Raw genomic sequence first — 13,435 nt, forward strand, 5'->3', positions numbered from 1 at the left:
CGGGCTGCCGTCCAGACCTGACCGGCGCACGATCGGACGACCCGCGCCGGGCGGCCCCTCAGAACACCGACAGTCCGGTGAGGGTCGTGAAGCGGTCCAGGGCCGCCACGCCGGCCACCGAGTTGCCCCGCTCGTCCAGGCCGGGGCTCCACACGCACAGCGAGCACCGGCCCGGTACGACGGCGATGATGCCGCCGCCCACGCCGCTCTTGCCGGGCAGGCCGACGCGGTAGGCGAAGTCACCGGCCGCGTCGTACGTCCCGCAGGTGAGCATGACCGCGTTGACCTGCTTGGCCTGGCTGCTGGCGAGCAGCCGGGAGCCGTCCGCCCTTATGCCGTGCCGGGCGAGGAACGTGGTGGCCAGCGCCAGGTCGGCGCAGGAGGCCGCGATCGAGCACTGGCGGAAGTACTGGTCCAGCAGGACCGGCACCGGATTGTCGACGTTCCCGTAGGACGCCATGAAGTGGGCGAGGGCGGCGTTGCGGTCGCCGTGCGCGGTCTCGGAGGCTGCGACCTCCTCGTCGAAGTCCAGCTCCGGGTTGCCGCTCTCGGCGCGCAGGAAGCTCAGCAGCTCGCCCGCCGCGTCGCCGGTGCGGGTCTGGAGCCGGTCGGTGACCACCAGGGCGCCCGCGTTGATGAACGGGTTGCGTGGGATGCCGTTCTCGTACTCCAGCTGCACCAGGGAGTTGAAGGGGTTGCCGGAGGGCTCGCGGCCCACGTGCTCCCACAGTTCGTCGCCCTCGCGCGCCAGGTCGAGGGCGAGCGTGAACACCTTGGTGATGGACTGCGTGGAGAACGGCTCCCGCCAGTCCCCCACCCCGTAGACCGTGCCGTCCAGCTCGGCGACGGCCATGCCGAAGGCCCGGGGGTCCCGGGCCGCGAGCGCCGGGATGTAGTCGGCCGGGCGCCCGCGGCCCGGTGTGTGCCCGATCTCCTCGGCGATGTGCTCGAGGACCGGAAGATAGGTCGGGGACGACGTCATGATCGCCATTGTGCCTCCGGGCCGGTCGCGTTGCTCCACGACGGTGACCACGGCAGGGCGACGGGCCTCGGCCGCCACCCGGTGCTCAGCTGCTGAGGACGCCCGTGCCGAGCAGGCCGAACAGCAGCAGGCCGATCAGGATCCGGTAGACGACGAACGCGTTGAAGGAGTGCTTGGCGACGAACTTCAGCAGCCAGGCGATGGAGCCGTAGGCGACGACGAAGGACACGACGGTGCCGACGACCAGCGGGACGGCGCCCACACTCGCCCCGAGCGCGTCCTTGAGCTCGTAGAGGCCGGCGCCGGTCAGGGCCGGCAGGCCGAGGAAGAACGACAGGCGGGTGGCGGCGACCCGGTCGAGGTCGAGGATGAGCGCGGTCGACATGGTGGCGCCGGATCGGGAGAAGCCGGGGAAGAGCAGCGCGAGGATCTGCGAGCTGCCGACCAGCATCGCGTCCTTGAAGGAGGTGTCGTCCTCACCGCGCTTGTGCCGGCCCATCTGGTCCGCGCACCACATCACGACACTGCCGGCGATCAGCGAACCGGCGACCACCCACAGGGAGCCGAGCGGCCCTTCGATGAAGGGCTTCGCGGCCAGGCCCACCACGACGATCGGCATGGTCGCGAAGATGACCCACCAGGCGAACTTGTAGTCGTGGTGGTAGCGCTCCTGCTTGTTGGCCAGCCCCCGGAACCAGGCGGACACGATCCGCACGATGTCCTTGAAGAAGTACACCAACACGGCGGCGATGGCGCCGACCTGGATGACGGCGGAGAACGCGACGACCGACTTGTCGTCGACGGGGATGCCCATGAGCCCCTCGGTGATCTTCAGGTGGCCGGTGGAGGACACGGGCAGGAACTCGGTCACCCCCTCGACGACTCCGAGTACGACGGCCTGACCGACGGAGATGGCGCTCATGGGATCCAGTTCTGAGGACGGTGATCGACAGTGGTGGACACACACTTACGGTGCCGAGGTGACGGTCCGGTGACGGTCAGCGGTATCCGCGGCGACCGTCAGAAGCCGTCGGCGACCCATGCCCCGGCGAAAGCAGCGCCGAGGCCCGCCCCGACGCTGCCGACGACGTTGGCGAAGGCGTAGAAGCCCGCGCCGGTCTCGGTGAGCCGCAGCGTCTCGTAGGAGAAGGTCGAGTACGTGGTCAGGGCCCCGCACAGTCCGGTGCCGGCGAGCAGTTGCAGACGCGGTCCGGCGACGCCCGCGGCCGCCGCGCCGGTCAGCAGGCCGAGGATAAGGCAGCCGGTGACGTTCACGACGAAGGTGCCCCAGGGGAACACCGAGTCGTGCCGGGACTGCACCGCGCGGTCGGTGAGGTAGCGCAGGGGTGCACCGACCGCGGCCCCGAGGACCACCAGCAGCCAGTTCACGAGGGCTTCCCGCCCTCGACGTCCGCGGCGCCGAGTCCGGCCGCGCGGGCGACGTACCGGATGACCTCGCAGTCGTCGAGTATCACCAGCCCCTGGGCGACCAGTTCGTCCAGTTGCGGAAGGAACGCCCGCAACCGCTCCTCGGTGTCCACGATCACCACCGCCACCGGCAGGTCCTCGCTCAACGACAGCAGCCGGGAGGTGTGGATCAGGGAGTTCGCGCCGAACCCCTCCACACCGCGGAAGACGCTGGCGCCCGCGAGGCCCGCCGCATGGGCCCGGTGGACGATCTCCGAGTACAGGGGTCGGTGGTGCCAGGTGTCGTTCTCTCCGATGAAGACGGTCACGCGCAGCGCGCTGCCGGTGAGCCTGGTCATGGCTGCCTCCACTTCAGAACACGGCGGGCCGCCGTCATGGCCAGCCACACCGCAGCGAGCGCCGCGCACGGGGTCGCGGCGAGGTACGCCAGCCCGGTACGGGCGTGGCCGGAGTCCACCAGTCGCTGGATGTCGACGGTGTAGGTGGAGAAGGTGGTGAAGCCGCCGAGCACGCCGGTGCCGAAGAAGGGGCGGACCAGCCTGTGGGCGGCCCATACATCGGTGATGACCACCATGAAGACGCCGATCACCGCGCAGCCGGAGGCGTTGATCCAGAAGATCGCCCAGGGGAAGCCGCCGGCCGGAGTCGGCAGCCACTGCGAGACGGTGTACCGGGCGGTGGCCCCGAGCGCGCCGCCCAGTGCCACCACGGCGACCACCTGCGCCTGCTCCCGCCAGGCTCGCCACCGCGTGGGGCCGTTCCGCTCCCGAAGGTTCTCTTCGTCCGGAACAGTCATGCTCGTACGTCTCCTGCTCGCCCGCGCCCGGACATGCCGGAGCGCTCTTTTGACGCGAGTAGGGACCGTTGGCGGCACGAGTGCCACGGTTTCGGTACGGCGGGCCCCACCGCCGCGCCGCGAATTCCTCGCGGCCGGGCTACAGGCTAACGCGACCGGATCCGCACCGCACACGCCCGGCGGGGTGTGTACGGCGAGCCGGGTGACGCCGTCCCCGGCAGGCGCCCGGCAACCGGTCAGGATCGAAGAAGCCGCACGGCGCCCGCCCGTTCTAGCGTGGAACCACCGACGCAGCCGTCGGGCCGCGGCGCCTCCGCCGCGTGCGGAGCCGCGTACGTCCGCATATCGATCCGAACAGCGATCCGAACAGCAAGGAGTTCGCCATGACCGCGGGCCTGAAGACGATCATCTACCCCGTGAAGGACCTCGACCGGGCGAAGGCCCTGTTCAGCGCGCTGCTGGAGGTCGAGCCGTACGCCGACGCGCCCTACTACGTCGGGTTCAAGGACGCCGGGCAGGACGTGGGGCTCGACCCGAACGGGCACGCCAAGGGAATGACCGGACCGGTGCCGTACTGGCACGTCGACGACATCAGGGCCCGGCTGGCGGCGCTGGTGGCCGCGGGCGCCGAGGTGCTCCAGGACGTGCAGGACGTGGGCGGCGGCCGGCTGATCGCCTCGGCGAGGGACGCCGACGGCAACCTCATCGGCCTTCTCCAGGACGCCTGAGAGCCCGCCGCCGCGGAGGTCGGTGCCGCGAAGGTCGGTGCCACGGTGGTGCCTGCCACGGTGGTGCCTGCCGCGGTGGTGCGTGCCGCGGTGGTGCCTGCCACGGTGGTGCCTGCCGCGGTGGTGCGTGCCGCGGTGGTACGTGCCGCGCCCACCGCGGTCGGCGGTTCCCGCCGGTCCTCGCGGTGCCGCTCAGCCGTAGGGCCGGGCCAGCAGGCTGCGGACTCCCTCCGAGGTGAGCGTCAGACCGTGCGGCGAATTGGCGTCTATGGTCAGCGACAGGTCGTCGGCCGGCCACTGGGACGCGAGCGCGCCGAGCGGCACCAGGCGGTAGCGGGAGACGAAGGGCAGCAGGTCGGACATCTCCAGTTCGGAGGTGAACACCGGCACCACCGGCGCCCCGCCCGGCTGTTCGAGAACGGGCAGGGCCACCGCCGTGGGATTGGTGGCGTCCTCCTCGCTCGCGTCGTCGGGCACGGGGACCAGTACGTCGCTGCTCGCGAGCGTCTCCAGTGCCACCGTGTCCTCGGCGTTCTCGGCAAGCACGTCCAGCGCTTGCTGGGCGGGCGTCGGGGTGTTGTCGTTCGCTGGTGTCTGCATGGCGGATTCCCTGGTCGCGGCACTCGAACGGCCCGCCCGGGAGCTGACCGGCCGGGCATGGGCTCTGCACGCGTACCCGAACGCACACGGCGCAATCACAAGGTGCCTTTGGACTCCCCGTGCCACCGGCCGGCGGCACGGGGGTGGGCGCCAGGGCTGCGGCCGGTGCCGGTCACGACGGGCCGCGGCGGATCGCGACGGCCGCGGCGTCGTCGCCCAGGCGGCCGTGGGTGTGGGCGAGGAGGTCGTCGTGGAGCCGACTCAGCACGACCTCCGGCGGGGCGCCGGCCCAGGCGCCGGCCCGGTCGGCGAGGGGGTAGAACTCGCCCCGTGGGCTACGGGCCTCCAGGACGCCGTCGGTGTGCAGGAGCAGTGTGCCGCCGCGCGGGAAGGGGAACGAGGCGACCTCGTAGTCCGCGGCGTCGGACAGTTCCCCCAGACCGAGCGGTGGCGCGACGGCCCGCGCGGTCAGGGGCTCGGCCGTCTTCCCGCCGATGAGCAGCGGGGCGGGGTGGCCGCAGTTGAGGAGGTGCAGCACGGGCTCGCTGTCGGGGATGTCGACGAGCAGGGCGGTGGCGAAGGACTCGTCGGTGTCGAGCATCTGCGCGGTCTGCCACTGCCGGAACTCCCAGCGCATGGCGCCGTCCAGGTGCACGGCCAGGCGCGGCAGCGAGGGCCGGCGGTGCGCGGCCGCGCGGAAGGCGCCGAGCAGCAGTGCGGCATGGCTGATCGCGGGCAGCCCCTTGCCCCGCACATCGGCGATGAGCAGCCGGGTGCTGTGTCCGGTGCGGGCGGCGGCGTAGAGGTCCCCGCCCATGGTGGCCTCGTCCTGGGCGGCGAGGTACAGGCAGGCGATCCGCAGGGGGCCGCTGCGGACGGGCAGGGGCGGGAAGAGCACGTCCTGCACGGCCCGTGCCACGACCCGGCTCTGCGTCAGCTGGTGCTCGCGCCGGTCACGGAACAGGCAGAACACCACGATCAGACCGGAGACGAGGATCAGCGACGCGATCTCCGCCTGGAGGTTCTGGGTGCCCAGCGTGCCCTGGACGGCGCCGATGGAGAGTTCGGTCCCGACGGCCAGCGCACCGATCAGCGCGGTGAGCCAGGGCCCGGAGAACGCGGCGGTGAACGCGGGAGCCGCGACCAGCAGCGGGCCGAGGTGCACGTCGGGCGGGGTCAGGGCGTCCACGACGCCCACCACAGCGATCAGTACCAGGGGGATGAGGACCAGCACCCGTCCCGATGGTGAACGCCGTAGGTCCATGAGCGACACACGCCATGTTCTCACCCCTGGCGCGGCCGGGCGAGGGCGCTGATCCGCGGCGGGGGCCGGATCGCCGGCACCGGAGCGTGGGCCCTCCGCGACGCGCGACGCGCGGAGGACCCCGGGGGCTCACTTCCGAACCCCGGGGTCCGGGTAACCAGCGGGCCGGGGCCGATTCGGGGTCGTCCGGGAGGCCGGGAAGATGCTCGTCAGGCGGTCGCGGCAGGCGGCGCGGTCGTGCCGCGCACCTCCAGGGCCGGGCTCGTCAGGTCGACGGTCCGGGGCAGGTGCGGGTCGTCGATGCGGTCGAGCAGCCGCTGGGCGGCGCGCCGGCCCACGTCGTGGCTGGCGTTGTCCACGGTGGTCAGCCACAGGTGGCGCAGGCGCGACAGATAGGTGTTGTCGTAGCCGGCCAGGGAGAGGTCGCCAGGGACCCGGAGGCCGCTCTCCTCAGCGGCGGACAGCGCGCCGACGCAGGCCATGTCGTTGACCGCGAACACGGCGGTGGGCCGCCGGGTACGGCTGAGCAGCCGCACGGTGGCCCGATAGCCGCCCTCCTCGGTGAGGTCGCCCTGCTCGACGACCGCCGTGCCGGCGAGCCCGTGTGCGCGCATGGCGGCCTCGAAGCCGCGGCGGCGCAGGTCGCCGACCGCGCCCTGGCCGGCGATGTGGGCGATGTGCCGGTGACCGAGGGCGACGAGGTGCTCGGTGGCCAGCCGTGCGCCCCGCTCGTCGTCGCCCGCGACGACGTCCACCCCCGGCAGTTCGGGTTCGCGGGCGCCGGCGACGACGGTGGGCACCCGGCCGGCCGCGACGCGCAGCGCGCGCGGATCGCGCAGGGTGCCGACGGCGACCAGGCCGTCGACGCGCAGTTCGGTGAAGGTGCGGGTGAGGTCCTCGCCCAGGCGCCGGTTGAGGTGGCCGTCGGCGAGCAGCATGTGCAGACCGGCGTCGTGGAGGCAGGAGTTCAGACCGTCCAGGAGTTCCACGAACCACGGGTTGCGCATGTCGTTCAGGAGCACGCCGACGGTGCGGGTGCGGCGCTCGCTGAGGCTGCGGGCGGCGGCGTTGGGCCGGTAGCCGAGCTCCTCGACCGCGGCGAGGACCGCCTGCCGCTTGTCGGGGCGCACGCTGCCGGAGCCGCGCAGCACCAGTGAGACCAGGGACTTGGACACACCGGCGCGCGCGGCGACGTCACGGATGGTGGGCGGTCGCACGATGTGGACCGTTCCATGAGGGCGGGGCTCTTGTAAAGGGGCCGGAGACCGGTCCTGATGTGCCTGTGGGGAGCTTCACCCGATGGCTTGACACCTGCCCGGAGGCGGCCCCATCGTGAGCCACCAGGTTTTGGATCGGTCCAAACAAGGGGCTTTCATGGTGTCTGCGCTCGGCGTCGCCGTCGTCGGATTCGGCTGGATGGGACGGGTGCACACGCAGGCTTACGCCCGCGTGCCCCACCACTTCCCCGGGCTCGCGGTACGTCCGCACCTGGTCGCCGTCGCCGACGAGGTGCCCGGCCGGGCCGAGGAGGCGGCCGAGCGGTACGGCTTCGACTCCGCCACCCGTGACTGGCGGGAGATCGCCGCCGACCCCCGGGTGGAGGCGGTCAGCATCACCGCCCCGAACTTCCTGCACCGGGAGATCGGCCTCGCCATGGCCGAGGCGGGCAAGCACATCTGGATCGAGAAGCCGGTGGGCCTGAGCGCCGACGACGCCCGCGCGGTGGCCGGCGCCGCCGCCCGGGCCGGTGTGCGGGGCACGGTCGGCTTCAACTACCGCAACGCGCCCGCCGTCGCCGCCGCCCGCGAGATGATCGCGGCCGGTGAGATCGGCACGGTCACCCATGTCCGCATCCGGCTGTTCAGCGACTACGCGGCCCACCCGGAGGGCGCGCTGACCTGGCGCTACGAGCGTGAACGCGGCGGCAGCGGGGTGCTGGGCGACCTGGCCTCGCACGGGGTCGACCTGGCCCGCCACCTGCTCGGCGAGATCGAGTCGCTGTCCGCCGACACCGCCGTGTTCGTGCCCGAACGGGCCCGCCCGACCGACGCCACCGCGGGACACACCCGGGCGGCGGGCGGCGAACCCGGCCCGGTGGAGAACGACGACTACGTCGACTGCCTGCTGCGTTTCACCTCCGGCGCGCGCGGTGTCCTGGAGGCCTGCCGGGTCTCGGTGGGCGAGCAGAACAACTACGGCTTCGAGATCCACGGCACCCGGGGCGCGCTCTGGTGGGACTTCCGGCGCATGGGCGAACTCGGCGTCAGCCGCGGCACCACGTACCAGGACCAGCCCGTCAGCACGGTCCACGTGGGCCCCGGTCACGGCGAGTACGAGGCCTTCCAGCCGGGTGCGGCCAACGCCATGGGCTACGACGACCTCAAGGTCATCGAGGCGTACCACTTCCTGCGCTCGATCGCGGAGGGCGGGGTCCACGGTGCCACCCTCGACGACGCCGTGGCCGCCGCGGTGGCACTGGACGCGATGGCCCGTTCCGCCGAGGAGCGCGGGTGGGTGAGCCTCGGCTGACCCGCGCCGCCTCACTCCGGCGTCAGGTCCGCGCGCGGGGTGATCTCCCAGTGGTTGGTGCGCAGCATGCGGCCGGCGAACTCCACCTCGCGCTCGCCGACGAACCGGAAGCCGAGCGAGCGGCAGATGCCGTTGGAGGCCGCGTTGGTGGTGGCCGGGAAGGCGTGCACCTCTCCCCAGCGGTCCTCGTCCCGCGCCCGTTCCAGCAGGGCGCGGGCCGCGCGGCCGCCGAGGCCGCGCCCCTGGTACCGCGGCAGCACCATCCAGCCGATCTCCGACATCGGACCGTCGTCGCCGTCATGGGTCCAGACGGTCACCGTCCCGGCCACCTCCCCCGGGGTGCGCGGGTCGGGGACGATCATCTTGATCCAAGCGGTGCCGTCCGCCGCCTGGCGGGCGTCCCGGCGCACCTTGTCCGCCATGCCACCGGCCGGCAGGGGTCCGCCGAGCTCGGCCATCATCACCGGGTCGCAGCGCATCCGGACGTACGCGTCCACGTCGTCATGGGTGACGTCACGCAAGAGCACGGGGCCTCCTGACGGAAGGTGGGTGTAGATGCCAAGTATGGGCTGGGTCATGATGGGGCTGCCCGGCCGATCCGGCGCGTGAAACCCGTGCCGGATCGGCTTCCTGTGAACAGCCCGAGGAGAAGCACGCGTTGAACACCGGCGCCCCGGTTCCCGGCAGCTACTACGAACGCATCGACGAGCACCGTTTCAAGCCCACCGAGCATGCCGGTGGCGCCTGGGACGTGCGGGAGCAGCACTTCGGCCCGCTGGGCGGGCTGGTCGTCCACGCGGTCGAGGACCATCTGGCCGCGCGCGGGGGCAGCGCCCTGATACCGGTCCGGATCAGCTACGACATCCTGGGCGCCCCGGCCCTGGACGAGTGCGAGATCGAGGTGGAGACCCTCCGCCCCGGCCGCACCATCGAACTCCTGGAAGCCGTCGTGCGCATCGCCGGGCGCCCGGTGGTCCGGGCCCGGGTCTGGCTGCTGTCGGCCCAGGACACCGCGGCCGTCGCCGGGGGTGCCGGTGACCGGCTCACCCCGCCCGACGGACTCGCGCCCTGGGCGATGAGCGAGCTGTGGCCGGGCGGCTTCATCGCGTCCCTGGACATCCGTCCGCTCGCCCCGCCGGCCCCGGGCCGCACCACCGCCTGGATCTCCACCCCGCTCACCCTGGTCGCCGGCGAGCCCAGCAGCCCGCTCGCCTCCTGCCTCGCCCTCGTCGACACGGCGAACGGCATCGCCGTACGCGAGTCGCCGACCGCGTGGATGTTCCCCAACGTCGACCTGACCGTGCACCTGCACCGCCGCCCGGAGGGCCGCTGGACCGGTCTGGACACCACCGTGGCCTTCGGCCCGGCGGGCGTGGGCCTGACCAGCACGGTCCTGCACGATCTGCACGGTCCGGTCGGGCACGCCCAGCAGATCCTCACCGTGCGCCCCATGCCGGGCGGCTGACCGCGGCGGGGCCGCCTCCCCCACGGCGCGCGCGAACGGCGCGGAGCTGATGTCCTGGTTGCGGGGGTCCGTCGTACCCGCTTTCCGGGAGAGACAGATGACTACCTACAAAGTCGCGCAGGCCATCGCAGCCGGCGGCCCGTTCGAGATCGTCGAGCGTGAGGCGGCGGAGCCGGGCTGCGGTCGGGTCGCGATCGCCGTGGAGGCGTGCGGAGTCTGCCACAGCGACACCTTCTTCGTGGACGCCGCGCTGCCCGGAATCAGTTTCCCGGTGGTGCCGGGGCACGAGATCGCCGGGCGGATCGAGCAGCTCGGCGAGGGGACGCAGGACCAGGGATGGCAGGTGGGCGACCGGGTGGCGGTGGGCTGGTTCGGCGGCAGCTGCCATCACTGCACCCCGTGCCGGCAGGGCGACTTCATCGTGTGCCCGAATCTCAAGGTGCCGGGCTGGTCGTACGACGGCGGCTTCGCCGAGCGGGTGATCGCGCCGGTCGACGCGCTGGCCCGGATCCCCGACGCGCTGGCGGCGAGCGATGCCGGGCCGATGGCGTGCGCGGGCGTGACCACGTTCGACGGGCTGCGGCGCAGCTCCGCGCGGCCGGGCGATCTGGTGGCCGTGCTCGGAATCGGAGGCCTGGGTCACCTGGGGGTGCAGTACGCGGTGGCCATGGGGTTCGAGACGGTGGCGATCGCCCGCGGGGCCGACAAGGCGGACTTCGCCAAGCGGCTCGGCGCGCACCACTACGTGGACAGTACGACGGACACCCCGGTCGGCGACGCGCTGCAGTCGCTGGGCGGCGCCAAGGTCGTCCTGGCCACGGCCGGCAGTTCCGAGGCGATCGCGGCGACCGTCGACGGGCTGTCGCACCGCGGTGAGCTGGTGGTCATCGGGGCGGCACCCGAGCCGCTGGGGATCAGCCCGCTCCAGCTGATCACGGCCGCCCGTGTCATCCGCGGCCACCCGTCGGGCACCGCGCAGGACGTGCAGGACACCATGGCCTTCAGCGCCCTGCACGGCATCCGTCCGATGACCGAGACCGTCCCGCTGGACCAGGCCGGCGAGGCCTACGCGAAGATGCTCGCCGGCGCCGCCCGGTTCCGGATGGTGCTCACGACCGGCTGACCAACAGGCCCAGGAGCCCGGCCGGTTGTCCCGGCCGCACCGGGATGGTGAGAGCGGCTCGCATGTCGGGGAGACACGGCCACCTTCACGATTCCTCCACCTCCCCGTCACTCCGTTCTCACCTCCTGTGTATGCTCCTGACGCTCCATTGGCTCCACTGAGGGGGGAACCTCATGCGGATACGCTCCGTGCTGGCCGTGGCCGCCGCGGCCGGGACCGTCGCTGTCGTCGGCGCCGCTCCGGCGCAGGCCGCCGAATACTCGTCCGCGCTCAAGGTGAAGGGCGTCCAGTACGACGCGCCCGGGCGGGACTCCAACAACTGCCGTACCGGCAACACCAAGGACGAGTACCTGACGGTCAAGAACTACTCGCGCACGGCGACGGTCAACCTCAAGGGTTACGTGGTCAAGGACGCTTCCGGCAACCGGTTCACGTTCAGTGCCAACCACTACCTCGAGCCCGGCGACTACGTGAAGCTGCGCGGCGGCAAGGGCACGGACTCCGACGCCAAGAACGTCGTCTACCGCCAGAACTGCAACTTCCTCTGGAACAACGACAAGGACACCATCTACCTGCTCAAGCCCTCCGGTGCCCGGGCCGACGTCCACTCCTACACCAAGGCCCGCGACGACCGCGACGGCGACGGCTACATCCGCTACCACGGCTGAGCCGGCCCGTCCTCGTACCGGCCCCAGGGGGGACCATGCACCAGCACCACCAGCCGCGACCGCGCAGCAGATCCGGCATTGGTCCGGCGCACCGGCGCTCACTCGCGCGGGCGGCGAGCATCGCCCTGCTCGCCGTGGGCGCCTTCGGCTGCGGACAGTCCGACGGCGAGGCCGCGAAGCCGCAGCCCACCGTGACCGTCACGGCCACGGCCACCGTCACGGCCACCGCGACCGAGACCGTCACACCCGCGCCCACCGCGACGGTCACCGCCACCGAGACGGTCAGGACGCCCGGCCCGACGATCACCGTCACCAGGGCGGCCGCTGCCGCCGGAACCGGCACCACCCGCAGCAGCGGTGGCGGCGGCAGCGCGGTCGGCACCTGCTCGATCCGCTCCAACGCCGGCAACTGCTACCAGGCGGGGCAGTACTGCCGCAACGGCGACCACGGAGCCAGCACCACCACCGCGAACGGCACCCGGATCACGTGCTCGTACCGCTCCAACGTCTGGCGATGGACCTATTCCTGATGATACGTCAGTCAGTACGTCAGTGATGCGGACGCATCCGTCCGGCGAGGGCAGCGACGAGAGGCCCTACGTGTCGCCCTCCTCGGCCGGGCGGGTGCGTCCGGGCTCCGGCAACTCGGCCTGCTGGGCGCGCGCGTGCAGCACGTCGCCGATGAACAGGTCGTAGACGAGGACACCGACGACCCCGCCGACCAGCGGCCCGACGATCGGGATCCACCAGTAGTGACTGAACGACCCCGCCAGGCTGCCGGGTAGAGCAAGGTCTCCCCATCCCGCGAAGAACGTGAACAGGCGCGGCCCGAAGTCGCGGGCCGGGTTGATGGCATACCCGGCGTTCGCTCCGAAAGAGATGCCGATGGCGGCCACCACGAAGCCGATGACCAGCGGTCCGAGGTTGGCCTTCACAGCCGTGTTGCGCAGGTCGATCACCGCCGCGATCAGCATGACCAGGAAGGCGGTGCCGACGATCTGGTCCACGAGGGGCCCCCAGTAACCGCCGTGGAAGTAGGGCGCCGGGAAGGTCGCGAAAATCGAGAACGTGGCGAGGGTGTGCCCGTGCGTCTTCGGCGGCTTCGACACGCTGTCGAAGGTGTTGATCGCATCGTGGTAGACGGCGTACACCAGCGCGGCCCCGACGAAGGCGCCCGCCACCTGCGCGATCCAGTACGGAACCACCTTCGTCCAGGGGAACCTGCGGCGCACCGCGAACGCCAGCGTCACGGCGGGGTTGATGTGCGCCCCGCTGACGCCGCCGGCCACATACACGCCGAAGGCCACCGCGAAGGCCCAGCCCCAGCCGATCACCAGCCAGTCGGCGGCGCCGAGGAAGAACGTGGTGGGCCCCGACGTGCGACCCGAGCCGGGCAGCGCCGCGACCGTCATCGCCACCGAACCGCAACCGAAGGCGATGAGGACGAGGGTCCCCAGGAACTCCGCCATGCATTCGCCCCCGAGCCCTCCACGGCTCCTGAGCCGTGAAGGTCTCAGCAGGGGCGGGATTTCCACGGCCATATCGGCCCCCTCGACGAACGGTCCGGCGAACGGCCGGACACGGCCCTGAACAGGGCGGCCTCGCGGGGCCGCCCAGTCCCGGGCGGCCCCGCCTCACTGCCAGTCTGCGCGCCGGTGCGGACCGAGGCCACTCGGCCCGGTGCGGGCCGGCGGCCGCCACGCCCCGGCATGCGGCGCGAGGTGGCGGGCCGCGTCCCTATCCCCCTGGAGAGTGAACCCCCATACGGGTGAGATTACTCATCCCCGCAGTGCGAAGAACCGAGGAAAAGCAGCTTGCCGAACCCTCCGGCCGCCTCGGCGCCACCGAATCC

General features: G+C 72.1%; 16 protein-coding genes. 6 read left to right on the forward strand and 10 right to left on the reverse strand.

The annotated features are described in order from the left end of the window. Positions 1–58: 58 nt before the first annotated feature. The 5 genes from OIE49_RS04885 to crcB (OIE49_RS04905) form a co-directional block, all read right to left on the reverse strand. Positions 59–991, reverse strand: a complete 933-nt coding sequence (locus OIE49_RS04885) for a glutaminase (RefSeq protein ID WP_100567628.1) — start codon at positions 989–991, stop codon at positions 59–61. A gap of 76 nt (positions 992–1,067) precedes the next feature. Further along, complete coding sequence (locus OIE49_RS04890) at positions 1,068–1,904, reverse strand: undecaprenyl-diphosphate phosphatase (RefSeq protein ID WP_326801233.1); 837 nt, start codon at positions 1,902–1,904, stop codon at positions 1,068–1,070. A 98-nt stretch (positions 1,905–2,002) separates the two neighbouring features. Then, positions 2,003–2,371 (reverse strand): fluoride efflux transporter CrcB, encoded by a 369-nt coding sequence (gene crcB, locus OIE49_RS04895; RefSeq protein WP_326801234.1) that lies wholly within the window; start codon positions 2,369–2,371, stop codon positions 2,003–2,005. Next, on the reverse strand, positions 2,368–2,748 hold the full coding sequence (locus OIE49_RS04900; protein WP_326801235.1) for a DUF190 domain-containing protein: 381 nt from the start codon (positions 2,746–2,748) through the stop codon (positions 2,368–2,370). Before OIE49_RS04900 ends, crcB (OIE49_RS04895) begins: the two co-directional genes overlap by 4 nt. Next, complete coding sequence (gene crcB, locus OIE49_RS04905) at positions 2,745–3,206, reverse strand: fluoride efflux transporter CrcB (protein ID WP_326801236.1); 462 nt, start codon at positions 3,204–3,206, stop codon at positions 2,745–2,747. The genes OIE49_RS04900 and crcB (OIE49_RS04905) overlap by 4 nt, the downstream gene beginning before the upstream one ends. Before the next feature lie 383 nt (positions 3,207–3,589). Between crcB (OIE49_RS04905) and OIE49_RS04910 the strand changes: the two genes are divergently transcribed. After that, a complete protein-coding gene (locus tag OIE49_RS04910; RefSeq protein ID WP_100567569.1) occupies positions 3,590–3,934 on the forward strand; it encodes a VOC family protein in 345 nt (114 codons plus the stop codon). A gap of 192 nt (positions 3,935–4,126) precedes the next feature. Here OIE49_RS04910 and OIE49_RS04915 read toward each other — a convergent pair whose 3' ends face one another. The 3 genes from OIE49_RS04915 to OIE49_RS04925 form a co-directional block, all read right to left on the reverse strand. Beyond that, positions 4,127–4,534, reverse strand: coding sequence for an SseB family protein (locus OIE49_RS04915; protein WP_326801237.1), 408 nt, complete (start codon positions 4,532–4,534; stop codon positions 4,127–4,129). 172 nt (positions 4,535–4,706) lie between these two features. After that, on the reverse strand, positions 4,707–5,768 hold the full coding sequence (locus tag OIE49_RS04920) for a PP2C family protein-serine/threonine phosphatase (protein WP_326801238.1): 1,062 nt from the start codon (positions 5,766–5,768) through the stop codon (positions 4,707–4,709). A gap of 239 nt (positions 5,769–6,007) precedes the next feature. Beyond that, positions 6,008–7,015, reverse strand: coding sequence for a LacI family DNA-binding transcriptional regulator (locus OIE49_RS04925; protein ID WP_326801239.1), 1,008 nt, complete (start codon positions 7,013–7,015; stop codon positions 6,008–6,010). A 157-nt stretch (positions 7,016–7,172) separates the two neighbouring features. Here OIE49_RS04925 and OIE49_RS04930 point away from each other — a divergent pair, with 157 nt between their 5' ends. Continuing rightward, a complete protein-coding gene (locus OIE49_RS04930) occupies positions 7,173–8,327 on the forward strand; it encodes a Gfo/Idh/MocA family protein (protein WP_326801240.1) in 1,155 nt (384 codons plus the stop codon). A gap of 11 nt (positions 8,328–8,338) precedes the next feature. Here OIE49_RS04930 and OIE49_RS04935 read toward each other — a convergent pair whose 3' ends face one another. Further along, positions 8,339–8,854, reverse strand: a complete 516-nt coding sequence (locus OIE49_RS04935; protein WP_326801241.1) for a GNAT family N-acetyltransferase — start codon at positions 8,852–8,854, stop codon at positions 8,339–8,341. 131 nt (positions 8,855–8,985) lie between these two features. Between OIE49_RS04935 and OIE49_RS04940 the strand changes: the two genes are divergently transcribed. The 4 genes from OIE49_RS04940 (at position 8,986) to OIE49_RS04955 (ending at position 12,113) form a co-directional block, all read left to right on the forward strand. Continuing rightward, a complete protein-coding gene (locus OIE49_RS04940; protein WP_326801242.1) occupies positions 8,986–9,792 on the forward strand; it encodes a thioesterase family protein in 807 nt (268 codons plus the stop codon). A 97-nt stretch (positions 9,793–9,889) separates the two neighbouring features. Continuing rightward, positions 9,890–10,915, forward strand: coding sequence for an alcohol dehydrogenase (locus OIE49_RS04945; RefSeq protein ID WP_326801243.1), 1,026 nt, complete (start codon positions 9,890–9,892; stop codon positions 10,913–10,915). Positions 10,916–11,088: 173 nt separating this feature from the next. Further along, on the forward strand, positions 11,089–11,583 hold the full coding sequence (locus OIE49_RS04950) for a lamin tail domain-containing protein (protein WP_326801244.1): 495 nt from the start codon (positions 11,089–11,091) through the stop codon (positions 11,581–11,583). Between the two features lie 35 nt (positions 11,584–11,618). Continuing rightward, a complete protein-coding gene (locus OIE49_RS04955) occupies positions 11,619–12,113 on the forward strand; it encodes a hypothetical protein (protein WP_326801245.1) in 495 nt (164 codons plus the stop codon). Positions 12,114–12,179: 66 nt separating this feature from the next. On the opposite strand, the gene OIE49_RS04960 is transcribed toward OIE49_RS04955, so the two are convergent. Next, on the reverse strand, positions 12,180–13,124 hold the full coding sequence (locus OIE49_RS04960) for an MIP/aquaporin family protein (protein ID WP_326801246.1): 945 nt from the start codon (positions 13,122–13,124) through the stop codon (positions 12,180–12,182). Positions 13,125–13,435: the final 311 nt, after the last annotated feature.

Source organism: Streptomyces sp. NBC_01788, assembly GCF_035917575.1.
Taxonomy (GTDB): Bacteria; Actinomycetota; Actinomycetes; order Streptomycetales; family Streptomycetaceae; genus Streptomyces.